Origin of the sequence: Kitasatospora sp. GAS204B (assembly GCF_029892155.1) — a bacterium.
Classification (GTDB): domain Bacteria; phylum Actinomycetota; class Actinomycetes; order Streptomycetales; family Streptomycetaceae; genus Kitasatospora.
In genome coordinates this window covers 1-24,857 of sequence record NZ_JARZAG010000010.1, presented here as the reverse complement: position 1 = coordinate 24,857, position 24,857 = coordinate 1, and the positions used below count along the sequence as shown (strand labels likewise).

General features: G+C 72.2%; 17 protein-coding genes. 13 read left to right on the top strand and 4 right to left on the bottom strand.

Going from position 1 to position 24,857, the window contains the following annotated elements; translation table 11 throughout:
- The first annotated feature begins 22 nt into the window (after positions 1-22).
- Both P3T41_RS15680 and P3T41_RS15675 read left to right on the top strand, forming a co-directional pair.
- On the top strand, positions 23-391 hold the full coding sequence (locus P3T41_RS15680) for a hypothetical protein (RefSeq protein WP_280690457.1): 369 nt from the start codon (positions 23-25) through the stop codon (positions 389-391).
- Positions 384-3,482 carry a caspase family protein gene (locus tag P3T41_RS15675; protein WP_280690456.1) on the top strand — a complete coding sequence of 1,033 codons (3,099 nt, stop codon included), beginning with the start codon at positions 384-386 and terminating at the stop codon, positions 3,480-3,482. Before P3T41_RS15680 ends, P3T41_RS15675 begins: the two co-directional genes overlap by 8 nt.
- A gap of 139 nt (positions 3,483-3,621) precedes the next feature.
- On the opposite strand, the gene P3T41_RS15670 is transcribed toward P3T41_RS15675, so the two are convergent.
- On the bottom strand, positions 3,622-4,302 hold the full coding sequence (locus P3T41_RS15670) for a YbhB/YbcL family Raf kinase inhibitor-like protein (RefSeq protein WP_348533656.1): 681 nt from the start codon (positions 4,300-4,302) through the stop codon (positions 3,622-3,624).
- A 47-nt stretch (positions 4,303-4,349) separates the two neighbouring features.
- Positions 4,350-4,940, bottom strand: coding sequence for a hypothetical protein (locus P3T41_RS15665; RefSeq protein ID WP_280690455.1), 591 nt, complete (start codon positions 4,938-4,940; stop codon positions 4,350-4,352).
- A 116-nt stretch (positions 4,941-5,056) separates the two neighbouring features.
- On the opposite strand from P3T41_RS15665, the gene P3T41_RS15660 reads away from it, so the two are divergent.
- The 4 genes from P3T41_RS15660 (at position 5,057) to P3T41_RS15645 (ending at position 7,599) form a co-directional block, all read left to right on the top strand.
- Positions 5,057-5,974 (top strand): LysR family transcriptional regulator, encoded by a 918-nt coding sequence (locus tag P3T41_RS15660; RefSeq protein WP_280690454.1) that lies wholly within the window; start codon positions 5,057-5,059, stop codon positions 5,972-5,974.
- A gap of 56 nt (positions 5,975-6,030) precedes the next feature.
- Positions 6,031-6,528, top strand: a complete 498-nt coding sequence (locus P3T41_RS15655) for a MarR family transcriptional regulator (RefSeq protein WP_280690453.1) — start codon at positions 6,031-6,033, stop codon at positions 6,526-6,528.
- A 145-nt stretch (positions 6,529-6,673) separates the two neighbouring features.
- On the top strand, positions 6,674-7,093 hold the full coding sequence (locus P3T41_RS15650) for a nuclear transport factor 2 family protein (RefSeq protein WP_280690452.1): 420 nt from the start codon (positions 6,674-6,676) through the stop codon (positions 7,091-7,093).
- 38 nt (positions 7,094-7,131) lie between these two features.
- A complete protein-coding gene (locus P3T41_RS15645; protein WP_280690451.1) occupies positions 7,132-7,599 on the top strand; it encodes a nuclear transport factor 2 family protein in 468 nt (155 codons plus the stop codon).
- Positions 7,600-7,632: 33 nt separating this feature from the next.
- Here the strand turns inward: P3T41_RS15645 and P3T41_RS15640 are convergent, their stop codons facing one another.
- The gene (locus P3T41_RS15640) at positions 7,633-7,848 is read right to left on the bottom strand and encodes a DUF6059 family protein (protein WP_280690450.1); all 216 of its coding nucleotides are present in this window, start codon (positions 7,846-7,848) and stop codon (positions 7,633-7,635) included.
- 380 nt (positions 7,849-8,228) lie between these two features.
- Between P3T41_RS15640 and P3T41_RS15635 the strand changes: the two genes are divergently transcribed.
- The 6 genes from P3T41_RS15635 (at position 8,229) to P3T41_RS15610 (ending at position 14,306) form a co-directional block, all read left to right on the top strand.
- Positions 8,229-8,975, top strand: coding sequence for an AfsR/SARP family transcriptional regulator (locus P3T41_RS15635; RefSeq protein ID WP_348533663.1), 747 nt, complete (start codon positions 8,229-8,231; stop codon positions 8,973-8,975).
- Between the two features lie 179 nt (positions 8,976-9,154).
- Positions 9,155-10,186: a 3-oxoacyl-ACP synthase III family protein gene (locus P3T41_RS15630; RefSeq protein WP_280690448.1), complete on the top strand. Its 1,032-nt coding sequence runs from the start codon at positions 9,155-9,157 to the stop codon at positions 10,184-10,186.
- Between the two features lie 4 nt (positions 10,187-10,190).
- Positions 10,191-12,113 (top strand): HAD-IIIC family phosphatase, encoded by a 1,923-nt coding sequence (locus tag P3T41_RS15625; RefSeq protein WP_280690447.1) that lies wholly within the window; start codon positions 10,191-10,193, stop codon positions 12,111-12,113.
- Positions 12,110-12,337 carry an acyl carrier protein gene (locus P3T41_RS15620; protein WP_280690446.1) on the top strand — a complete coding sequence of 76 codons (228 nt, stop codon included), beginning with the start codon at positions 12,110-12,112 and terminating at the stop codon, positions 12,335-12,337. The genes P3T41_RS15625 and P3T41_RS15620 overlap by 4 nt, the downstream gene beginning before the upstream one ends.
- Positions 12,334-13,212, top strand: coding sequence for a 2-oxo acid dehydrogenase subunit E2 (locus P3T41_RS15615; RefSeq protein WP_280690445.1), 879 nt, complete (start codon positions 12,334-12,336; stop codon positions 13,210-13,212). Before P3T41_RS15620 ends, P3T41_RS15615 begins: the two co-directional genes overlap by 4 nt.
- Complete coding sequence (locus tag P3T41_RS15610) at positions 13,209-14,306, top strand: alpha/beta fold hydrolase (RefSeq protein ID WP_280690444.1); 1,098 nt, start codon at positions 13,209-13,211, stop codon at positions 14,304-14,306. Before P3T41_RS15615 ends, P3T41_RS15610 begins: the two co-directional genes overlap by 4 nt.
- Here the strand turns inward: P3T41_RS15610 and P3T41_RS15605 are convergent, their stop codons facing one another.
- Positions 14,307-17,243, bottom strand: a complete 2,937-nt coding sequence (locus P3T41_RS15605; RefSeq protein ID WP_280690443.1) for a LuxR family transcriptional regulator — start codon at positions 17,241-17,243, stop codon at positions 14,307-14,309.
- A 615-nt stretch (positions 17,244-17,858) separates the two neighbouring features.
- Between P3T41_RS15605 and P3T41_RS15600 the strand changes: the two genes are divergently transcribed.
- Positions 17,859-24,857 (top strand): type I polyketide synthase (locus tag P3T41_RS15600; protein WP_280690442.1); only part of this gene is annotated, 6,999 nt, incomplete at its 3' end.

The following is a 24,857-nucleotide window of genomic DNA, read 5'->3' as shown; positions in this document are numbered from 1 at the left end:
CGCACCAATCCGGGGGCACATCATGGCGGTTGAGCACAGCTCACATCAGCAGCGCGCGATCGCGTTGGCGGTGTCGGACCCGGCTGAGCTGCGGTCGCTTCGCGAGCACCTGCGCCGGGTGTCCGGCGCGGAGGTCGTCCAGCTCCCGGGTCGGCCCGGCCCCGGGGAACAGGGAGCCTGGGACATCCTGGAAGTTCTGGCCGGCAGCAGTGGTGTGCTGGCGGTCGTGATCAAGGCTCTGCCGGACTTCATCCGGTCCCGCCGCTCGGACATCACGGTGACCGTGACGTCGGGGGAGCGCAGTATCACGATCAACAGGACCAACGCCGTCGGGGACGCGTGGGCAGCCGAGGTGAAGCCTGCTCTTGACGAGTGGTTCGGCGATGCCTGATGCCCTGGACGGCGACTTCTCCCGGTCCAGAGCCGTCCTCATCGGCACCTGGGAGTACCGGAATCTGAGCGCCGTGCCTGCGGCCGAGCACAGCCTGAACCGGATGCGGGCGCTGCTGGCCGGCCCGCTGTGCGGCGGCTGGCCCGAGGACAGCATCCTGGTCGTCCGCAACCAGAGCAGGCCGGGTGACCTGCCGGAGCAGCTGACTCGGTGGTTTCACCAGGCAGCGGACGTCGCGTTGTTCTACTACGTCGGGCACGGCCAGTACGACAACGACGACGAACTCTGCCTCGCACTGGCCGAGTCGAGCGACGACGCCTACCTGCGGACCAGCACCAGTCTCACCTTCGACGCCGTTCGCAGGGCGTTCCGGTCCAGCGATGCGGCCACGAAGATCGCGATCGTGGACTGCTGCTACGCCGAACTGGCCGCAGGCCGGAACACGTTGGGACCGCAGCAAGCAGAGTTACCGCGCTCGGCGGGCTTCTACCTGATGATGGCCAGCGGCGCCTCCTACACGGCCTGGTTCCAATCGGCAGCCGACATCCCCGCACCACAGACCTACTTCACCAAGTACCTGGCTGACGTCATCGAACGCGGCATCCCCGGTCAGCCTGCCGCACTCACACTCGGCCCGATCTTCGACCGGGTCGCCGACGGGCTGGTACGCGACGGCAAGCCCGAGCCCCGAAGCCGCGTGAGCAATCACGCTGCCAGTTACGCCTTCGCTCGCAACACCGCGGCACCGACAGCGGACCCGGCCGAGGAACGGGGCCGTCCGACCGGACCTCCCGAGCCGCCTGCGCGCATCGAGCCGATCCCGCCGGCCGAACCGGCGCGGCTTTCCCGGAGCGTGAATCCCAAGGACAGGGCCCGCGTTGACCGGGAGTCGACCATCGGGTCGGTCATCCTGCCGGTCGACCGGATCGATCTGCGCCACCTTGCACTGGCAGGCGGGGCACCGCCGCTGGATGCCGCGGCGGACGCACTGATGCACGAGGTGCATCAGCAGTGGAAGCAGGCCGCGCACGACCGGAAGCTGTATGCCCCCGCGCCGATACCGGTGCGGTGGCGGTGGTCTCGCCGCGGGCTTGCCGGCCCGATGGTGGCGGCGCTGGGGGACTCCGAGGGCTCGGTTCCCTTCGCACCGCTGCCCGGCATTCCGGTGACGGACTCCCGCACTCTGGGTGGGGGTGAGCTGGTCGACCTGCTCCGGGTCTACGGCGGACTGCCCTCGGGCCGCGTCGCTCTGCTCGGCCGCCCGGGCAGCGGCAAGTCCGAGGCGGCGCTCCTGACGGTGTTGGAGGCGCTGAATCACCGCAGCGAACTGGACAACGCGTTCGAGCGCGCCAAGGTGCCGGTCCCGGTGCTGCTGAGCGTCAGCGGATGGGACGCGAGTCGTGAAACCCTGACCGACTGGGCGGCCGCCCGACTCGCCGAGGACTATCCCTTCCTGAAGCAGCGCAAGTACGGACGCAGGATTCCCGCCACGCTGGTGCAGCATGGTCGGGTCGCGCTCTTCCTCGACGGATTCGACGAGTTGGAGCCCGGACTGCGCCAGGCCGCCCTGAAGGGAATCGGTCACCACTCCGAATCCCGGGTGATGGTGTTCGCGCGCACCGACGAATTCACCGACACGATCCGCGCCGGTCACCTGCCCGGTGCCGCGGTGCTGGAACTGGCACCGATTCCCGGCGCGGACGCTGCCGAGTACCTGCGGCGCTGCCAGGTGGAACCCGCGCCCGAACCGTGGGAACGGCTGATGGACCACCTCAGGAACCAGCCGGACAGTGCCCTCTCCCGCGCCCTGGACATACCGCTGGGCCTCACGCTGGTCCGCGATGCGTTCCCCCATTCCGACGCCCTCACCGATCTGCTGGACCGGGACCGGTTCACGACCACCGAGGAGGTCATGGCCTATCTCCTGGACCGGTTCATCAGCATCGCCTACCAGCCACAGCAGTTCTCCGACCCGGTCCCCTACAAGGCGGCGCAGGCTCGACGGTGGTTGAGCTATCTCGCGGCCACGATGGCGGAGCACGGCACCTACAGCCTTGACTGGCGGTATCTGCCGCGGTGGGCGCGGGCGTTGCCCAGGATCGTCATGCTCAGCATCGTGTGCACGCTCGCCGGAGCGTTCGGCGGCGCCCTGTGCTACGGCTGGGGCGGTTTCGACACTCAAGGATTCGGTGGCGCGAGCAGCGGGGCTCTGGTCGGGGCGGCGTTGGGCGTCGTCATCGGCCTGGCGGCAGGGGCGGCCTCGGAACTGCGCGACTCCAGACCGGGTGGACTCGGCTGGCGGTTCGCCAACGACAGCAGGCGGCGGTTGAGCTTCAACCCGGGGATAGCAACGATCGTCGGGGTCGTCATCGGAATGCTGTCCGGCGACTACTGCTTCAACACCACCCACGACCTCGCGGCGGCAGCCGCGGTCTTCCTCGCCGCCGGAACCGGAGCCGGCGCCGTGGCCGGCATGACCGCGATACGTGTCCACCCGGCTCCCGGACGGACCGCGTGGTCACGTTGGAAGGCCCTGTACTCAAGACTGCCCCTGCTCCCCGGCGCCGTCGCCGGCGGCCTGCCGCTGGGCTTCAGATACGCATTCCCGCACGGCATCTCCCACGGACTCCATCCGGTCGAAGGCCCGCTGAACGGACTGTGGGGCACGCTCATGGTCTCCCTCATCATCGGAGCCGCGCGACTTCCCTACCAGGTGGCCATACGAAGCGGCCGGCATGCCGTCTGGAGGCAGGAGCGCCGCCGGGCCATCGTCTTCGGAGTGCTGTTCGGACTCTGCGTCGGCCTGGGGTTCGGTCTGCGCGAGGCCTTCATGTGGAACAAGGACCTCGTCGCCGCACTGTTCCAGACGATCGGTATCGCCGTTCCTTGCGGAATATGTGTCACGATCGCCAGTTCCGACGCCTGGCGCAGCTCCTTGCTGTTCCTCCAGTGGCGTCTCCAAGGCGCGTTCCCCGGCCGTGGCATGCGCTTCCTGGAAGATGCCTACAACCGCCAGGTGCTACGGGCGGAGGGGCCCAGATACCAGTTCCGCCACGCTCTGCTCCAGGACAAACTCACTCAGGACTCCTGAGCGTGTTCGCCGGGTGGGCGGTGATGCCCTCGTGCGGGTGCCGCATGTCGGCGAGCAGCGGGTCGAGCACGCCGGGACGACGCCGACGGTGGTACGGCCCGAAGAGCCGCACTGCCGTCGGAGCCTCCCGGCATCCGCTCTACTGCTCCGGGCCGGCGCTGGTCGGGCAGACCAAGGTGGCCCGGGCGATGGTGTGGCTGTTGATGGTGAAACCGAGCAGAGCGCCGCTGGTGGCGGAGTTGAGGCCGGTCTTGGGGATGTCGAGCGCGGTGACGGTGAGGTAGTAGTCGTGGACGCCGGAGTGGGCCGGCGGGGCGCCGCCGATGTAGCGGGGCGTGCCGGCGTCGCCGTTGAGCTGGAACGCTCCGGGGGGAAGGTCCGTGCTGTCGGGTGCGCCGGCGTTCTCCGGCAGGGAGTGGGTCGTGGCGGGGAGGTCGGCGACGACCCAGTGCCAGAAGCCGCTACTGGTGGGGGCCTCGGGGTCGTACATCGAGACGACGAAGCTCTGGGTGCGCTCGGGGAAGCCGGACCAGGACAACTGCGGTGAGATGTCCTTTCCACCCGGGACGCCGAAGACGCCCGACAGTTGCGGCGTCGGAAGCGGCTCCCTGTTGCGCACGGTCGTGCTGGAGAGGCGGAACGAGGGGACCTTCTTCAGGTACGCGTACGGGTTCGGACGATCCCGGTCCGTCCGCTGCGCGGAGACGGTGGACTGCTCACCATTTCGCACGGGTTGGCTTCCGGTGAAGCCGGCCACGGCGCACACGGTCGCGACGAGAGCGGTGGCGGTCGCGGCGAACTTGAACCTGGTGCGGATCACTTCTGATGTCCTTGTCTGTCGGCTTGTCGGAGTGTTCTGGTGGGTCCTCATGCGGCCATGCGGTGGAGAAAGCGCGTCACCTCGTCGCGAATGAACGGAGCGCCGGGAATGACGTGGCCACCGGAGTGCTCAAGGACGGTGGGGGAGCTGAACTGCTCGGCGAGCACCCGTGAGTCGCCGATCGGGACGATGGTGTCGGAGCGTCCCATGATGTGCAGGGACGGGAGGCGGTACCGCTCGGTGGCGGCGTACAGCCCCGCATGCTTGGACGAGTCGCTGCGGAATCCGCCGACCATCATCGCGAACTCGAAGGCGACGGGCGGGCGTTCGTCGACGCGCCCGTGCGGATCGCGCATCCCCACGAGCAGCGAGGCGAGTGCGGCGCCCTGGCTGAAGCCGAAGACGCCGTCGAAGGGGCGCTGCTGTTCGAACAGGTCGACCATCCAGTCCCGGGTGCGCTCCCAGCCGCGAAACTCATGGTGCCACCAGCCGAAGTCTCCGGTGGCCAATGACGGGGCATCCACATAGACGAATTCCACGGTATCTTGCAGGCCGTCGGTCAGGGGTGCCATCTGCTCACGCAGCACGCGGCCGCTGCCGTGATAGCCGTGGAGGCAGAGCACTCGAATATTGCGCATATCTGAACTTCCGCCGTAGGTCGAGATACTGACTGGTCGCCATCTGCACATCATGGTGCGCCTTCTTGCGCCATTCGTCCAACAAATGGCTGTTCTTACGGTGATAACCTGAGTGCATGGCAGTTTCGTTGCGTCAACTCGAGTACTTCGTTGCGGTGGTCGACGAGGGGTCGTTCACGGCAGCGGCCCAGCTGCTCCATGTCAGCCAGCCGGGCCTCTCCCACCAGATCCAGGCCCTGGAGCGCGAACTCGGTGGTCCGCTGCTGGAGCGCCTGCCGCGCAGGGTGCGCCTGACCCCGGCCGGCCGCACCGTCCTGCCGCACGCGCGAGCGAGCCTCGCCCACGCCGAGCGGGCCGGCAGCGCGGGGCGCCGGGCCAACGGCATCGCGACCGGTGAGCTGCACGTCGGCACCCTCTACTCCATCAGCACCGGCGTCCTGCCCCACGCACTGCGCGCCTGGCGTCGCAACTACCCCGAACTGCGCGTCCAGCTCGTCGAGTTCCGCCACAGCGACGACCTCGTCGCGGCCATGGAGGCCGGCAACGCCGACCTCGCGGTCGGCCCCACGCCCCCGAACTGGGACGGCCCCACCCGCGAGATCGGCACCGAGGAGTTCCTGATCGTGGCCGCGAGCGACGCCGACCTGCCCGCCGACACCAACCGGATCCGGCTGGCCGACCTCGCCGAGCACGAATGGATCCACTTCACCCCGCAGAGCGGCCTGTCCGAGATCCTCGACCACGCCTGCAACGCCGTCGGATTCACGCCGCGCGTAGCGGTACGCGCCGAGCAGAGCCCCACCGCGCTCAACCTCGCGCTCGCCGGCCTCGGCCTCGCGCTCATCCCGGGCAACAACATCCCACCGCGCTTCGAAGGCACCCTGCTGCGACCCGACCCGCCGGTCCTGCGACCGTTGTCGGTCTACACCCGGGTTCGCCCCGACCCGATCACGGCCGCCTTCGTCGAGGCCATCGCCGACCGGACCCTCGTCACCCCGCCGCACATCGAGCACAGGCTGCGGAGCGGGTCCTGAGGCGGTGCGTTCCGAGGCGCCGCGCCCGCGCCACGCCGCGCTGATAGCCTCGCAGGATGACCACGCCCGAGCCGTCGCCGCAGGCGGACGAGCACGCCGACTTGTGGCTCACGTCCGCCGAACTGGCGTCATGGATGTCGGTGGTCCGCCTGATCACCCGGCTTCCGTGGGCCATCGACGCACAGTTGCTGCGTGATGCGGATCTGAGCATGGTCGAGTACATGACTCTGGCGATGTTGTCCGAGGCTCCTGCGCGGACCCTGCGGATGAGCGTGCTGGCCGAGCACACCAGCTCGTCGCTGTCCCGCTTGTCGCACCTGGTGAAGCGGCTCGAGCGCCGGGGCTACGTCCGGCGCGAAGCGGATCCGGTCGACGGGCGCTTCACCAATGCCATCCTGCTGCCCGCCGGCATGAGCAAGCTCGAGTCGGCCGCGCCCGGCCACGTGGCCTACGTACGCCACCTCGTGGTGGACAACCTGTCCGGCGAGCGCCTGCGCCGGCTCGGCCAGGACGCCGAGCGCATCCTGCGGCGCATCGACTCGCCCGCGCGCTGAGCGCGCGGGCGAGTCGTTCACCTTGTGCACGTGGCAATCGGCGTATTGCTCTTGCGCGTTCTCATGACTTGAGCATTAAAGTGATTGAGAGGGCAGGTGCCTCCATTGGCAAGCGGTGCCGACCGCACGAACCAGGAGAACCGAGATGTCACTGGACAACGAGAAGATCATTCGTAACGCCTACCAGGCCGCCGAGGACAAGGATGTCGCCGCGTGGGTCGCGGCCTTCACCGAGGACGGGACCTTCACGGACGAGTCCATCCCGCACACCTATCGCGGCGCGGAGGAGCTGGGTAGGACGGTCGAGGTCTACGCGAAGGCGTTCCCCGACATGCACCGGGAGCTCGGCCGGTTCTATGCGGTCGACAACATGGTCATCGTGCAGCTACGGCTGCAGGGCACCCACCTCGGCCCGCTGGAGCTGCCGTCGGGCACCGTCCCGCCGACCGGCAAGCGCATGGACGCCCCCTGCTGTGACGTGTTCGAGTTGGTGGACGGCAGGATCAAGCGCTTCGACTGCTACGCGGAGGGCTCCGTGATCGCCGCCCAGCTCGGCCTGGCCTGAGAACTTGGCTTGAAGGTTCAACCATGATGGGAGCAGGCATGTCCGCTCACAGCTCGATCTCAGCACAGGAGGCCGCCGACCGGCTGGCCATCCGCGAGCTGATCGACGCCTACGCGCACTGCGCCGACCGCCGGGATGCCAAGGGTCAGATGGCCCTGTTCACCGAAGACACCCGGTTCCTGGTCCACCTGGACGCCACCGCGGCCGAGCCGACCCAGGAACTGCACGGGCGGGAAGCTCTCGCCCCGGTGTTCGACAACCTCAACTCCTACCGGGCCACGACCCACTTCAACGGCCAGAGCACGGTCTCCCTCGACGGTGATCGGGCGAGCGGCGAGAGCTACTGCCTGGCCCACCACATCTCGTCCGGCGCGGACGCCGAGCGCACCATCATGATCGCGTCCATCCGCTACCTCGACGAATTCGTCAAGCGGGACGGCGGGTGGTTCTTCGCCGAGCGCCGCCTGCTGGTCGACTGGACCGAGACCCGCCCCTGCGTGCCCTGAGCGCCTGGGACGGGCCGCCGTGGTGACGGGGCGTCAGCGGTCCAGGTGGCGCAGTTGATGATTGAGGGCGCGTTCGGTGGGGGTCAGCGGGAGGTCGGGGCGCAGTTCCTCGGGGTGCAGGGGCGAGGTGCCGCGGCGAGGGAGGTTCGGCGGCGGCAGGGGGGTCCAGCAGCCCCAGTGGATCGCGAGTGGCTGCAGGGCGGCGAGCAGGAGGCGGGCGATGCGCCGCGCCCGGTGGCGGCAAGGCATGTGGTGGGTTCCCTCCCCAACTCGGCGCCGGCCCGGTCGCGGAGGTCGCGGTGCGCCCGAGGTGGTCGCCTGGCAGCGTCGGCGCCGCTGCTTAAGGAGTGCTAACCCCGTTCTTGACTGGGAGCGGGCGGGGCGGCGGACGTCATGTGCTCTGCGTCACAGGTTCGGCGGCTTCGTCAACGCCTGGCCGGAGGGTGGCCGTCCGGCTGTCGAACCGTAGGTAGTTTCCCCTATTGCTGCCGACCCCGCGGCTCTTGCAGGCTGCTAAAGCGTGATTGCGACGCATTCAAGCGGCTTGTTTCGCCGTATGTTACTCGGGTGTTAGTGCACGGTTTCAAGGGGGGAAAGTGCGATACGAACTCCTGGGCTCGTTGCGTGTCATGGGGGATGGCGGGGTTCATGCGCTGAGTGCCAGGAAGAAGGAGATTCTCCTGGCAACACTGCTGATCAGGGCCGGTCAGGTGGTCACGAAGGATCAACTGGTCGACGAGTTGTGGGGGGACAAGCCGCCGAGCCGGTCCACGGCGGCACTGCACGTCTACATTTCACAACTGCGTGGTTTCCTGCCGTGTCGGGATCGCGAGCGCAGTCCGATCGTCACCCGATCGTCCGGGTACCTGCTGGAACTGGGCGAGGACGAGCTGGACTTCCAGATCTTCCAGCGGCTCACCATCCAGGGGCGCGGCCACGCCCGCGCGCAGCGCTACGAGCAGGCCGTCGGCTGTTTCGACCAGGCCCTGGCGCTGTGGCGCGGCCCGGCGCTCGGCGGGCTGAAGGAGGGGCGGATCGTCAGCGGGTTCGCCACCTGGCTGGAGGAACTTCAGCTGGAGTGCGTCGAGTTGAACGTCACCTCGAACCTGGCGCTCGGTCGGGACCACGAACTCATCGGGTTGCTCTACTCGTTGATCCTCGAACACCCGCTGCACGAGGCGTTCTACCAGGGGTTGATGGCGGCGTTGTACCGGGTGGGGCGGCGCGGGGACGCGCTCCAGGTCTACCGGCGGGCGCGCGAGGTGCTCCGTCGCGACCTGGGGATCGAACCCTGCCGGCAGCTGCGCGACCTGCACCAGACGATCCTGGCCGCCGAGGACGACCTCGGCAGCAGCCTCGTCCGGATGTCCGGCTGAGCGCAGGTCGGCCGGCCGTCCGGCGGGCGGCGGTCGCGTGCGCAGAGCGGCTTTAGGGCCGCTTTGCGCACCGTCCGCACGATGGCCGCACACGACGGGTGCCGCGGATCCCGCTCAGACGCCGTCTCCGGTCGGCTGCGGATCTCGTCCGGCCCGTGGAGACTCCTGAAAGGAGCACAATGGCCGCCTCTGACATCGGTGTCGCCGCCGTCGCCACCGCGCTTCCGGGCCCGCCGATCGACAATGCCACGCTGGGCCGCACGCTCCGGGCCGGCGGAACGTTCGAGAGCTGGGTGGACACCTTCATCGGTACCAGTACCCGGCATCTCGCGATGGACCTGGAGACCGGCGAGGTGCGGTTCAGCCTCGCCGACCTGGCGGAGACGGCCGGTCGCAAGGCGTTGTCGGCGGCGGGCGTCGCGCCGGGCGAGGTCGACCTGGTGGTGATGGGCACCTCGATGCCGGACTCGTTGCTGCCGACCACCGTCAACGTGGTGGCGGACCGGCTGGGGATCGACGGCGTCGCCACCTACCAGCTGCAGTCGGGCTGCACGGGGGCGATGCAGGCCCTGGACGTCGCCCACCAGATGCTGTTGACCGGTCGGCACCGCACCGCGCTGGTGCTCGGCGGGGACGTCTGCGCCAAACACGTGGACCTCGGTGTCGAGTTCGAGACCCTGTCCCCGGGGGAGTTGGTGAACACCGTGCTCTTCGGGGACGGCGCGGGTGCCCTGGTGCTCACCGCGGACCCGGCAGCCGGCAGCGTGCTGCTGCGCCGGGTGCTGGTCCGGTTCGTCGGTCGTGGCCGGGCGCCGGGGCAGATCGTGGAGTGGTTCGGGATGGGCGACCGGCACGAGCAACGGCCCGCACTGCACGAGGACTTCAAGGCGATCGAGGAGCACGTGCCGACGCTCGCCGCGCAGGCGTTGACCGAGCTCATCGAGGCCCAGGGGTGGCAGCCGGCGGACCTCGACTACCTGTTGCCGCCGCAGCTGTCGGTCCGGATGACGGACCGGATCGTGAAGCACCTCGCGCTGCCGCGGGCCGAGGAGGTGAGCTGCGTGGGCGAGACCGGCAACACCGCGAACGCGCTGCCCTTCTTCCAGTTGGAGCGGATGCTGTCCCGGATGTCGTCCGGGCAGCGGGCGGTGGCCGTCGCGGTGGAGTCCAGCAAGTGGATCAAGTCCGGATTCGTGCTGGAAGCGGCCTGAGGCGATGACCGACACCGAACTCGCGACCACGGCCCAGGACACCCTCGGCCGGTTGAACCGGGAGGGCCGGCTCACCGCCGAATACCACTTGGTGCAAGGGCTGTTGCACGAGGTGCCGGACGAACTGCTGCCCAGGTTCGGGCAGTTGCTCGCCAGGCTCGACGTCGACGAGGTCCTGGCCCACCATCCGGCGCAGCCCGTGGTGCGCATCGCGATCACCGGGCACGGCACGCTCGCCGCCCTGGTGCCCGCGCTCACGGCGGAGCTGGCCCGGCACGGCCTGCTGTTGCGCCCGCAGTTGGCCGACTTCGACAGCTACGTCTTCGACCTGACCGATCCGGACAGCGAGCTGTACCGCTTCGCGCCCGACCTCGCGCTCTGCCTGCTGGACCCCTTCGTGGTGCTGGACGAGCTACCGGTGCCCTGGAGCCCGGCCGATGCCGAACGGGTGCTGGCTGCCAAGGTGGCGCTGGTCGACCGGCTGGCCACCTCCTTCGAGCAGGCCGGCGGAAAGACGCTGGTGGTCAACACCCTTCCGCTGCTGCGGGAGACGACCGCGCAGCTGGTGGCCGACCGGTCCCGCGCGCAGCTGGCCGCCGTCTGGCACGAGGCGGCGGCCCGGCTGCTGCGGCTGGGCGAGCGGCACCCCGGTCTGCTGGTCGTCGACCTCGACCCGATCCTGGCCGATGGTGTTCCCGCCCGTGACCCTCGGATGAGCGTCTACGCCAAGGCCCACCTGTCACCGCAGCTGCTGGCCGGCTACGCCCGCGAGGTGGGCGCGGTTGCCCGCGAGGTGGCCGGGCGGACCAGGAAGTGCCTGCTGCTCGACCTGGACGGCACCCTGTGGGGCGGCATCCTCGGTGACGACGGCGCGGAGGGCATCGAGGTCGCGGACGGCTACCGTGGCGAGGCCTTCCACCGGTTCCAGCAGGTCGTCAAGCAACTCGGCTCGCAGGGTGTGCTGCTGGCGGCGGTGAGCAAGAACGACCTCGAACCGGTCCGTCAGGTGTTGCGCGAGCATCCCGACATGGTGCTGCGCGAGGAGGACTTCGTCCGGGTGATCGCCAACTGGCAACCCAAGCACGACAACATCAAGGCGCTCGCCCAAGCGCTCAATCTCGGTACGGACAGCTTCGTCTTCGTCGACGACAGCCCGTACGAGTGCGGCCTGGTGCGCCGGGAGTTGCCCGAGGTCGCGGTGGTCCAGCTCGGTCAGGACCCGGCGCAGCACGTCGGGGCGGTGCTGCGGGACGGCTGGTTCGCCGTGCGCGAGCTGACCGGCGAGGATCGCGGACGGACCGTCAAGTACCGCGAGGAGCTGGCCCGTCAGGACTTCCTCACCAGCTTCTCCAGCATCGAGGACTACCTGCGCGAACTGCGGATCGAGGTGCGGCTGGGCACGGTGACCGCCGAGCAGATCGCCCGCGTCTCGCAACTCACGCTGCGCACCAACCAGTTCAACCTGACGACGACCCGACTGCAGGCGGCGGACGTCAGCCGGCTCGCCGGCAGCCCGGACCACCTGGTGCTCGCCATCCAGGCCGCGGACCGGTTCGGCGACAACGGCCTGGTCGGCGCGGTCTTCTACCGGCGCGAGGGCGACACCGGGTACCTGGACAACTTCCTGCTCAGCTGCCGGGTGTTCTCGCGGGGGATCGAGGGCGCCTGCCTGGCGGCGGTGTTGCGGCACGCACGGGACAGCGGCGTGCGGGCCGTCGAGGCCGGCTACCGGCCCACGGCCAAGAACGCCAAGGTCAAGGCGTTCTACCCGCGCAACGGCTTCGTCGAGATCGCCGACCGCGACGCCGATGCCGCCGTTGCCGCCGAGCGCGATGGCGTGACCGTCTTCCGCCACGAGCTGACCGAGATCGCCGAGACCCCCGCGAACCTGCGGCTCACCGAGAACTTCGAAGGGATGCGACCGTGAACAGCGCCGAGGACTTCGTGGTCCTGATCCGGGACGAGATCGGCCTGCCGGTGACCCGCGCCGACCTGGAGCTCGGGTTCGACCAGGTACCGGGCTGGGACTCGCTGCACATGCTGCGACTGGTCACCGTCCTGGAACGGGAGACCGGCCGGACGATCTCCTTCCCGGACGTCCTCCAGGCGCAGAGCCTCGGCTCGCTCTACCGGCTGGCGGTGCCGGCGTGACCAGGATCGAGCCGCTGCCCCGGCAGCGCCGGCACACCCTGCGCTTCCTGGAGTACGCGCGGGACTTCGCACCGGTCTACCTGGACACCGAGGTGGACCTGACGGCGGTCCGCGCGCACCGGGCGGCCGCCGCCGAAGCCGGGCTGCACTACTCGTGGGTCAGCTATCTGCTGCACACCACGGGCCGGGTGCTCGCCGCGCACCCGGACGCCAACGCTGCCCTGCGCGGCCGCCTGCGCCCGCGGCTCGCCCGTTACGACTCGGTGGACGCCAAACTGGCTCTCGACAAGACGCTCGACGGGCGCCGGGTCGTGCTGTCGGCGCTGCTGCCCGGCGTCCAGGCCGCCACCCTGGCGCAGATCCAGGCCCAGGTGGACCACTACCGGGACGGCGATCCGCAGACGATGCCCGAGTTCGCCCCGACCCGGGCGCTGCAGCGGCTGCCGTGGCCGCTCGGCGCGGCCGCCTTCAACGCCGGGATCCGCCCGCTGGGCGGTCGGCGGCGCCGGATGGGCACGGTCGCGGTCAGCTCGCTCGGGCACCGCGCGGTGGACGGTTTCCACTCGGTGGGCGGCACCACGGTCACCCTCGGCGTCGGCCGGGTCGTCGACCGGCCGGTGGTCCGGGACGGACAGCTCGCCATCGCGCCGGTGCTGCGGCTCAGCCTGGCCTTCGACCACCGGGTGATCGACGGTGCCGAGGCCGCGGACGTCCTGACGGAACTTCGGGACGGGCTGCAGGACTTCGCCCAGCCGCAGCCGCAGCCGCAGCCGCAGCCGCAGCAGCCGTCGGCGCCGCCGCCGGCCACCGGGCGGACCGTTGCAGCGGTCGCCGGCGGGCTCGCCGAGGAGCCGTCAGGCCGGGGCGGCGCGTGAACGACGTCCGGGAGTTGAAGCACTTCGCGCAGACCCACGCCCGCGCCCAGCGCATCGCGCACTGCGAGCGGATCCTGGCCGGCATCAGCACCGACGAGGACGGCCGGCCGGGCTCGTGGAGCACCGAGTGGACGCGGCACGGCGACGCGCTGCGCGAACGCGGCCGGCCGCTGGCGGCCTTGCGGCACTACAACATGGCGCGCTTCCCCTACGTGGACGGGCCGGCCCGGGCGCTCGCGCACCGGCGTTCGCTGGAGTCCTTCGCCGGCTGGGCGGCCGGTCGGTCCCTCGAGCGGCTGGAAGTGGCGCTGCCGGGCGGCCGGGTGGCCTGCTGGGCGAGCGGGCTGTCCGCCGAACGGCCGCGTCCGCTGGTGCTGCTGTGCGGCGGTATCGTCAGCGGCAAGGAGCAGTGGGCCCCGGCGCTCGGCGCCCTGGACCGGTTCGGGATGGCCGGCGTGGTCCTGGAGCTGCCCGGGGTGGGCGAGAACCCGCTGCGCTTCGACGGCGACAGCTGGCAACTGCTGCCGCGGATCATCGACGCGGTCGCCGACCGGGCCGAGGTGGACACGGTGTACACCGTCACGCTCAGCTTCAGCGGCCAGTTGGCGCTGCGGGCGGCTGCCGAGGACAAGCGGATCCGCGGCGTGGTGACGGCCGGCGCCCCGGTCAAGGCGTTCTTCACGGACGCCGACTGGCTGGCGCGGCTGCCCCGGATCACCGCGGACACGCTGGCCCACCTCACCGGCGCCAGGGTCGACGAACTGCCCGAGCTGCTGGCGCCGTGGGCGCTCGAACCCGCGCTGATCGCCGACCTGGACATCCCGATCGCCTACAGCGCGAGCCGCCGCGACGAGATCATCCCGGCGGCGGACGTCCGGCTGCTGCGCGACCACGCCCGCCGGCTGCGACTGGTCGAGCATGACGACGTGCACGGCGCACCCCGGCACGTCGCCGAGACCCGGCTGTGGGCGCTGCTCTCCGTGCTGCGGATGCACGGCGTGCGCGGCCCGCGGACCGCCGCGTTGGGCGCCGTGCTGCGGTTGCTGAGCGCGCGCGGCCAGAACCGCTCCCACGACTCCCACGGACCTCGCTGATCACTCCAACTCGCCCATTCTTCGTACCAGTTCGAGGCGCGAGTTGACATTGAGCTTGCGGTAGATCCGGGTCAGGTGGACGTCCACCGTCTTCGGGCTGAGCCCCAGCGCCTTGGCGATGTCCCGGGTGCGGATGGCGGTGCTCGCCAGGCCCGCGACCTCGCGCTCGCGTTTGGTGAGCGGCGACAGCAGCTCGCGTGGCGGCTGCTCCGGCGGCGCGGCGGGTGGCCGCTGCGGTGGTCGGGCGGGCTGCTCGACCACCGCAGCGGCCACGACGATCGCCTTGGTGCCGTAGCGCAGCGCCGAGCGGTCGGCCGCCGCGGTCAGGCTGTCGGCCTGGCCTGCCTGCCCGGCGGCGGCCAGGCAGGCCGCACCGAGCGCCAGCATCCGCGCCTGGTCACCGATCAGCTCGGCCTGGCCGAAGCCGCCGGCGGCCTCCTGGTAGAGCTGTGCGGCACAGGGGAGGTGGCCCGAGCCGCGCGCGCCGTGCGCCTGGGCCGCGAGGGCGTAGGAGGCCCAGGACGGCCCCGGCAGGGCGGCGGCGGCGGCCCGCGCCGCGACTGCCCACTGGTTGGCGTTCTGGCCGGACTCGACGGCGGCGGCCGCGAGCAGCTCGAAGCACGACGGGCGCAGCACGGCGAGCAGCTCGGGCAGTTCGGGGCCGCCGAACGCGTCGAGCAGCGTGCTGACGCAGCGCTGCGGATCGCCGTCCAGGCGGGCGGCGCGGGCCAGCACCAGAGCGCTCTCCAGGCCCCAGCGGTCGGAGTTCGGCGGCGCGGCCTTGACGGCCTGCTCGGCGATCCGCAGCGCGGCCCGGCTGCCGTCAGGACCGGCCCAGCCACGCTCGATCGACCGCAGGGCCAGGGTGCTGCCGTACAGCCGGTTGGCGCCGATCCGCAGGCTGATCTCCTGGGCCTCGTCCACCGCCTTGCGGACCTGCTCCAGTGGACCGGTGCGCAGGCAACTGCTCGCCAGACCGATGAGCATGACCGGGAGCAGGTACTGGTGCCCGGGGGAGCGCAGCAGCACCACGCCACGCTCGAAGTGCCGCCTGGCCGCTTTGAACCGCCCGATGAACAACTCGGCGCGCCCCAGCAGGGCGAGGTACTCCGGGTGGTCGCGCAGGCGCTGGTCGGAGAAGCCGTCGAGCAGCGCGGCACTGCACGACAGGCTCTGCCCGGCGACCTCGACCTCGCCCGCCATGGCCTCGGCCAGGCCGCGCAGCGCCAGCGTGCCCCCTTCGGCGAGCCAGTCGTGGTGCTGGGCGGCGATCCGCACGGCCGCCTGGACCTGGGCGGGTTCGGGGGCCCGGCCGGCCAGCAGGCCCACCAGCCCCTGGACGACGTGCAGTCCGACCGCCTCGACCGGCGGCCGTGGCGGCAGGGCGGCCAGTTCCTCGGCGAGCAGCGTGGTCGCCTCGGCGCGGTGGTCGAGCAGGCTCTCGACCATCGCGTGCAGCGCCACGGTGGGCAGCCGGACCCGGGCCGGCACGGTTCGCAACAGCGGCCGGATCTTCCGGAACAGGTGGCTGCTCTCGGTGAGTTGACCGGAGAAGGCCAGGGCGTAGCCGAGCGTCTGGGTCAGCCGCAGGTAGTGCCGGTCCGGATCGGTCGGCTCCCGCAGGATGCGCAGCGCCGCCTTGGCCCAGCGGATGGAGAGGTTCGGCGCCGACCACAGCGCGTCGCGCGCCGCGCGCTCCAGGACGTCGAGGTCGTCGAGGCCGATCGTGTCCAGCAGGAACTCGAGGTGGTCGGCCAGTTCCGCGGCCGGCGCCCCGCGCCGGACCAGCAGTCGCAGCGCCCGACGGTGCGCGCCGGCCCGCCAGGACGACGTCATGTCCTCGCGCAGCAGGGTGCCCAGGGCAGGGTGACGGAGCGTCAGCCTGCTTCCACAGCTCGAGTGTTGGAGCAGGTCCTTGCCGGCGAGCCGGTCGATCGCGCGGGCGGTCTCGTCCAGCGGCAGGTCCGCGACGGTGGACAGGGTGGCCCAGTCGAAGCCGTCGCCGAGAACGGCGCCGGCCGACAGCACCGCGATCTCCCCGGCTCCCAGCGAGGCCAGCTCGCCGATGATCAGCGGCGTCTGGTCGGCGGTGAGCCGGGCCGCACAGTCGCCGGGCGCGGGGGCGGGCGAGCAGGCGGGTGGACCGCTGGCCCCATCGGTCGGCGGTGCCGCGCAGGTCCGGTGGTCGGCCAGGGCCAGCAGGTAGAACGGGTTGCCGGTGCTCACCCGGTGCAGCCGGTGCAACTGCGGGTGGTCGGCCGGCAGGTCCAGGATCTCGGCGGACTGATGCAGCGTCAGGGGGCCGAGCCGGAGGTGTTCGACCGTGCCCATCTCGATGCCGTGGGCCAGCGCGGCGCGCATCCGCGGGGCGCTCTGGCGCGGACGGTGGGCGAGGATCAGCAGGAGCGGCGCGTCGAGCGGGCTGCGGATGAAGTGTTCGACCACGTCGACCGAGCAGGCGTCGGCCCAGTGGAAGTCGTCGAGGAGCAGGACCAGCCCGTCGCGGGCGCAGCGGGCCAGCAGCAGGCGGGCGCGCAGTCGGGTGTCGAAGGGTTCGGGGATGGCGTTCGGCCGTGGCCGCGCGGGCTGCGGTGCGGCGGTGGCGGCCAGCGGGAACGGGCCTATGGGGAGTGCGGCCGGGTCGCGCATGGCCTCGGCCATCAGGCGGCTGCCGACGATCGGGGCGAAGGCGCTGAGCGGCGTCTGCTCCTCCGCCTCGGCGCAACAGCCGCTCAGCGTGGCCAGGCCGAGCTCCTCGGCCGCGCGCTTCGCCTCGGCGAGCAGCCGGGTCTTGCCCGAGCCCGGGTCCCCCGAGATCTCGATGATGCCGCCGTCGCCGTGGCGTAACCGCTCCAGGGCCGACTGGACGGAGCGCAACTCCGCGCGGCGGACGGCCGGTCGCCGGGAGGCCTCGATCCGTGCGGCGGCCCTAGGCATCGGTGCGCACCTTCGCGGCCGGGTGCGTGCCGGTGTTCGCCGCCGTGACGGACGACGCCCGAGTGGCCGGCGACGCGCTACCGGCCGTCTGCGAACGGGTGTCCGTCCGGCTTCGCCGGCCTGGCAACGTCATGGGCTGACAAAGTGCGTCGGTGGATTCCGGCTGCCCGGGCGAAAATTCTGCGAAGGTTCGGCAAAGGTGCAGCTGCCGTAACAGATCCACGGTTGGTGAAGGGCCCCCGGGACGACTCATGATCCCCCGTCAAAGCTGAGCGTTGCCTTATGACCGGTTTAGATGCTAGGCGCGGCTTCCTTCGTGGGTCAAGGAGCCTCCCTGCGGCGGTGACCGGGCTCGATCGCCGCCGAAACCGTCTCACCAGTATTGTCCGCCGGCTGAAGCCGGCCCAAAGCCGTTCCGGGTGCGGCGGGATGAACCGGTGGATACCGGACGCTTCGGCGGATCCGGCGCCGACGGCCCGGAGCGCGGATTCGGGACCGTGCCGGATCAGGAGTGCGTTTAGGCCTGCTTTAAGAACCCGGTCGACGATTACCGGTCAGCATTGCCAGCCGCGTCCGTTGCCCGCTCGCCGGAAACTCGCAGGAAGCCGAGCCACGATGACGAACGAACAGAAGCTCACCGATTATCTGAAGTGGGTCACCGCCGAACTGCACCGGACCAGGCAGCGGCTGGAGGAGGCCGAGTCGGCCGAGGACGAGCCCATCGCGATCATCGCGATGGCCTGCCGGTTCCCGGGTGACGTCCGCTCTCCCGAGGACCTGTGGCGGCTCGTGGCGAGCGGCACCGATGCCATCGGCGCGTTCCCGACGAACCGCGGCTGGGATCTCGAGGGCCTCTACGACCCCACGCCCGACCAGCCGGGCAAGAGTTACGTCCGCAGTGGCGGATTCCTGCACGACGCGGACCTGTTCGACAGCGCGTTCTTCGGGGTCAACCGGCGCGAGGCGCTGGCCACCGACCCGCAGCAGCGGCTGCTGCTGGAGGTCTCCTGGGAGGCGCTGGAGCGGTCGGGGATCGAACCCGGCTCGCTGCGCGGCAGCAACACCGGGGTCTTCGCGGGCGTCTTCTACAACGACTACGTCTCGCGCGTCCAGCACAAGCCCGCCGACCTGGAGGGCTACCTGGCCAGCGGCAACACGACCAGCGTCGCCTCCGGGCGGATCGCCTACAGCTTCGGCCTGGAGGGCCCGGCGATCACGGTCGACACCGCCTGCTCCTCCTCGCTGGTCGCCCTGCACCTGGCCGGCCAGGCGCTGCGTCAGGGCGAGTGCGACCTGGCGCTGGCCGGCGGCGCCACCGTCATGGCGGCGCCCACCGCGTTCGTCGAGTTCAGCCGGCAGCGCGGGCTGGCTCCCGACGGGCGCTGCCGGTCGTACGCCGACGGCGCGAACGGCACCGCCTGGGGCGAGGGCGTGGGCATGCTGCTGCTGGAGCGGCTCTCGGACGCGCGGCGCAACGGGCACCGGGTGCTGGCCGTGGTCCGCGGCAGCGCGGTGAACCAGGACGGCGCGAGCAACGGGCTCACCGCGCCCAACGGGCCGTCCCAGGAACGGGTGATCCGCCAGGCACTGGCCAACGCCCGGCTCGCCCCGGCCGAGGTGGACGTGGTCGAAGGGCACGGCACCGGCACCACCCTCGGCGACCCGATCGAGGCGCGGGCGCTGCTCGCCACCTACGGCCGCGACCGGCCCGCGGACGCGCCGCTGTTCCTGGGCTCGATCAAATCCAACATCGGGCACACCCAGGCCGCCGCGGGGGTGGCCGGGGTGATCAAGATGGTCGAGGCGATCCGGCACCGGACGCTGCCCAGGACGCTGCACCTGGACCGGCCCTCCGGGCACGTCGACTGGGCGGCGGGCGCGGTGTCGTTGCTCGCCGAGGCCGCCGACTGGCCGGAGCGCGGCCGGCCACGCCACGCGGCCGTCTCCTCGTTCGGCATGAGCGGCACCAACGCGCACGTCATCCTCGCCGAAGCACCGGTCGACGAGCCTGCGGAGCAGAGGGCTGGGGGTCCCGCGCCCGACGCGCAGCCGCTCCCGCTGATGCTGTCGGCCCGGACGCCCGCCGCGCTGCGCGCCCAGGCGGCCCGGCTGTACGCCTTCGTGAGCGCCGAACCAGAGCTCGGCGTCGCCGAGTTGGGCCACGCCCTGGCCACCACCCGGAGTTCCTTCGAGCACCGGGCCGCGGTGGTGGCGGCCGATCGCGACGGCCTCCTGGACGGGATCCGGGCGCTGGCCGAGGACCGCCCCGCCGCGAACCTGGTCGAGGGGGCCGCCGGGCCGACCGGGAAGACCGTCTTCGTCTTCCCCGGCCAGGGCTCGCAGTGGCCGCGGATGGCCGCCGAACTGCTGGACACCTCGGAGGTGTTCGCCGAGCGGATCCGGGAGTGCGCGGCGGCCCTCGCCCCGCACACCGACTGGTCGCTGCTGGCGGTGCTGCGCGAGGAGCCCGGTGCCGCCTCGCTGGAGCGGGTCGATGTGGTGCAGCCCGCGCTGTTCGCGGTGATGGTGTCGCTGGCCGCGCTGTGGCGCTCGCGCGGCGTCACGCCCGCGGCCGTGATCGGCCACTCCCAGGGCGAGATCGCCGCCGCCTGCGTCGCCGGGGCGCTCAGCCTGGAGGACGCGGCCAAGGTGGTGGCGCGGCGCAGCCGGGCGCTGGCCGCGCTCGCCGGGACCGGCGGCATGGTCTCGGTGCCGCTGCCTGAGCCGGCGGCCCGCGAGCTGATCGCGCCCTGGACGGAGCGGATCCACGTCGCCGCCGTCAACGGCCCCGGCACGACCATCGTGGCGGGCGCGGCGGCGGCGCTCGACGAACTCATGGCGCACTGCGAGCAGGCCGAGCTGCGGGCCCGTCGGATCCCGGTCGACTACGCCTCGCACACCCCGCACGTCGAGGCGCTCAAGGACGAACTCGCCGAGCTGATCGGAGTGCTGACGCCGCGACAGGCGCTGATCCCGTTCTGCTCCACACTCACCGGCGCGCCGGTGGCGGACACCACCGAGCTCGACGCCGACTACTGGTACCGCAACCTGCGCGGCACCGTCCGCTTCGAGGAGGCGGTGCGGGCCCTGTCGGCCGGCGGCTGCACCACGTTCATCGAGGTCAGTCCGCACCCGGTGCTGACCGCGGCGGTCCAGGAGACGCTGGAGTCGGCCGGGGTGCGGGGCGTCGCGGTGGGGACCCTGCGGCGCAACCACGGTGGCCTGTCCCGCCTGGCCACCGCGATGGCCGAACTGCACACCCGGGGAGTGCAGTTGGACTGGACCGCGACCTTCGGCGAGCGGCCCGGACCGCCGATCGCGCTGCCCACCTACCCGTTCCAGGGCGAGCGCTTCTGGCTGGAGGACACCCAGGCGCCCAGCGACGCGTTCGCGCTCGGCCAGGCCGCCGTCGCCCACCCGCTGTTCGGCGCCGCGATCGAACTCGCCGACGGCGGGCTGGTGCTCACCGGGCGGCTGTCGCTGCGCACCCACCCCTGGCTGGCCGACCACGCGGTGGCCGGCCAGGTGCTCTTCCCCGGTACGGCCTTCGCCGAACTCGCCCTCCAGGCAGGCCGGCACACCGGCTGCGAGCGGATCGCCGACCTGACGCTGCGGGCCCCGCTGGAGCTGCCGGCCGAGGGCGGCGTGGCCGTACAGGTGGCCGTCGGCGCACCGGGCCCGGGCGGCGGGCGGACCGTGACGATCAACGCCCGTGGCGGCGCGGCCAGCGCGGATCCGGACAGCACGGATCCGGACAGCGCGGATCTCCCGTGGACCTGCCACGCGGACGGCCTGCTCACGCCGCCGATCGCCGAGCGGCCGCCGGCCAGGCTGGACAGCTGGCCACCGGCGGACGCGCGGCCCGTCGAGCTGCTGGACCCCTACGAGCTGCTCGCCGACCGGGGGTTGGCGTACGGTCCGGCGTTCCAGGGCCTGCGGGCGGCCTGGCGGCGGGGCGAGGAGCTGTTCGCGGAGATCGCGCCGCCGCTCGAGCCGACCGAGGCCGCAGGCTTCGCCGTGCACCCCGCACTGCTGGACGCGGCGCTGCACGTGCTGGCGGTGGAGGCGCTGGCGGCGAACGCCCGCCAGGTGCGGCTGCCGTTCGAGTGGAGCGGGGTGACCCTGCACGCCGGCGGCCCGGCCGCGCTGCGGGTGCGACTGGTGCCGCGCGGCGAGGACGCCGTCACGCTCGACCTCGCCGACGCCACCGGCGCGCCCGTCGCCACCGTCGAGGCGCTGCGGACCCGGGCACTGCCGGCCGCCGGACTGCGGGACACCTCCCGCTCGCTGCTGGGGCTGGACTGGGTCACGGCGGCGGCCGGTGCGGCCGTCGCCGAGCCGGTGGTGGTGGACGGCGCGGCGGCGCTGCGCGCGCTGGCCGGGGCGCCCGCCGTGGTCGCGGTCCGGCTCGGCGGCGGGCAGCCGGACGGCGAGCGGGTGCGGGCCGCCGTCGGCGAGACCCTCGACCTGCTGCGCTGGTGGCTCGGCGAGCCGAGGTTCGCCGGCTCGCGGCTGGTGGTGCTGACCCGGGGCGCGGTCTCGGTCCGCGGCGAGCAGCCGGCGGACCTGGTCGGCGCGGCCCTGTGGGGCCTGCTCCGTGGCGCTCAGGCCGAACACCCGGGCCGGTTCACCCTGCTGGACGCCGACCTGGACCCCACCCAGGAGCTCGGCCACGAGCTCGACCCGGACGACCGGGCGGCGCTGGCGGCCGCGCTGGGCTGCCTCGAACCCCAGGTCGCGCTGCGCGCGGGCGCCGTCCTGGTGCCGCGTCTGGGCCGGCTCGCGACGGCCCCCGATGGCGGTGAACAGCCTGCGGGGCCGGTCGACTTCGGCACCGGCACGGTGCTGGTCACCGGCGGCACCGGCGCCATCGGCTCACTGCTGGCCAGGCATCTGGCCGGCGCGCACGGCGTGCGGCGGCTGCTGCTGGTCAGCCGCCGGGGTACCGAGGCGGCCGGCGCCGCCGAACTGGTCGCCGAACTCGCCGAGTCGGGCACCGAGGTGGCCGTCGAGGCCTGCGACTGCGCCGACCGCGAGGCGCTGGCCGCGCTGCTGGCCCGGATCCCGGACCGGTTCCCGCTGACCGCCGTGGTGCACGCCGCCGGTGTCCTCGACGACGGCGTGCTGGAGTCGCTGACCCCGGACCAGCTGGACCGGGTGCTGCGGCCCAAGGCCGACGCCGCCTGGAACCTGCACGAACTGACCGCCACCGCGGACCTGTCGGCCTTCGTGCTCTTCTCCTCCGCCGCCGGCGTGCTCGGCTCCGCCGGCCAGGCGCACTACGCGGCCGGCAACGCCTTCGTCGACGCGCTGGCGCTGTACCGGCGGGCGATCGGCCGGCCGGCCGCCGCGCTGGCCTGGGGTCTGTGGGAACTGGACAGCGACATGACCCGGCAGCTGGGCAGCCGGGGCCGCTCCCGGCTGACCCGCGGCGGCCTGGTGCCGATGTCGGCGAGCGAGGGGCTGGCGCTGTTCGACGCGGCGCTGCTGTCCGGCGCGCCCGTGACGGTCCCGGCCCGGGTGGACGTGGGCGTGCTGCGCCGGCTGGTCGAGCAGGGCGTGCTGCCGCCCGTCGTCCGCGGCCTGCTGCCGGTCACCCGTACCCCGGCCGGCCCGGCGGGCTCGACGGGCTCGAGCTGGGCCGAGCGGCTGGGCGCCCGGCCGGCCGCCCAGCGCCCGCAGGTCCTCGCCGACCTGGTCCGCGGTCAGGTCGCCGCCGTCCTCGGCCACGACACGCCGGACGCGGTGGCTGCCGACCGGGCCTTCAAGGACCTCGGTTTCGACTCGCTGACGGCCGTGGAACTGCGCAACCGGCTGGGCGCCGCCACCGGACTGGCGCTGCCCGCCACCCTGGTCTTCGACCACCCCACGGTGGCGGCGCTCGCCGGCCACCTGCTGCCGCTGCTCTGCGGCACCGAGCCGGACACCGCGGCCGCCGACGGGTCGAGGGCGGCAGCCCTCGATCCCGGCGAACCGATCGCGATCATCGGCATGGCCTGCCGCTTTCCCGGTGGGGTGTGCTCCCCGCAGGACTTCTGGCAGCTGGTGGCGGACGGCCGGGACGCGATCGGCGAGTTCCCGGCCGACCGGGGCTGGGATCTGGACGCGCTCTACGACCCGGACCCGGGCACGCCGGGCAAGGTCTACACCCGCGAGGGCGGATTCCTGTACGACGCTGCCGAGTTCGATCCCGACTTCTTCGGCATGAGCCCGCGCGAGGCGATGGCCACCGACCCGCAGCAGCGGCTGCTCCTTGAGACCACCTGGGAGGCGGTGGAGCGGGCCGGGATCGATCCTGCGGCGCTGCGCGGCAGCACGACCGGCGTCTTCGCGGGAGTGATGTACGACGACTACGCCTCCCGGATCAACCCCGTACCGGCCGAGTACGAGGGCTTCCTGGGCACCGGCAGCGCCGGCAGCGTCGCGTCCGGGCGGATCGCCTACACCTTCGGCCTGGAGGGGCCCACCGTCACGGTCAACACCGCCTGCTCCTCCTCGCTGGTCGCGCTCCACCTGGCGGCGCAAGCGCTGCGCGGTGGCGAGTGCTCGCTGGCGGTGGCGGGCGGGGTGACGGTGATGGCCACGCCCGCGGTGTTCGTGGAGTTCAGCCGGCAGCGCGGGCTGGCACCGGACGGGCGGTGCAAGTCCTTCGGGGACGGCGCCGACGGTGCGGCCTGGTCCGAAGGCGCGGGCATGGTGCTGCTGGAGCGGCTCTCGGACGCGCGCCGCAACGGGCACCGGGTGCTCGCGGTGGTCCGCGGCTCCGCCGTCAACTCCGACGGGGCGAGCAACGGGCTCACCGCGCCCAACGGCCCCTCCCAGCAGCGGGTGATCCGCCAGGCGTTGGCCGGGGCGGGGCTCGCGGCGAGTGAGGTGGACGCGGTGGAGGCGCACGGGACCGGGACGAGCCTGGGTGATCCGATCGAGGCGCAGGCGCTGCTGGCGACCTACGGTCAGGGCCGGTCGGCCGAACTGCCGCTCTGGCTGGGGTCGGTGAAGTCCAACATCGGGCACACCCAGGCGGCGGCGGGGGTGGCCGGGGTGATCAAGATGGTCGAGGCGATGCGGCACGGGGTACTGCCCAGGACGTTGCACGTCGAGCAGCCCTCGACCCAAGTGGACTGGCAGAGCGGAGCGGTGGCGCTGCTGGCCGAGCCCACCGCGTGGCCGGAGACCGATCACCCGCGGCGGGCGGCGGTGTCCTCGTTCGGGATCAGTGGCACCAATGCCCATCTGATCCTCGAACAGGCCCCGGCCGAGCCGGAGTCGGCGCCCGAAGCGACCGAGCCGGGCGGGCCCGGCGTGCCGCTGCCCGGCGTGCCACTGCCCTGGGTGCTCTCGGCCCGGAGCGAGCAGGCGCTGCGCGACCGCGCCGCCCAACTCGGCCCGGTGCTCTCCGCCGTGGCGCAGGGCGGGAACCCGCAGGCGGCGGCCGCCGCGCTGGCCACCACCCGGGCGCGGTTCGAGCACCGGGCCGTGGTCGTCGCCGCGGACTCCGGGCAACTGGCCGACGGGCTGGCGGCGTTGGTGGAGGGGCGGCGGTCGGGTGTGGTGGTGGGTGGGTCTGGTGTGGTGGGTGGTCGGTTGGCGGTGTTGTTTTCGGGTCAGGGTAGT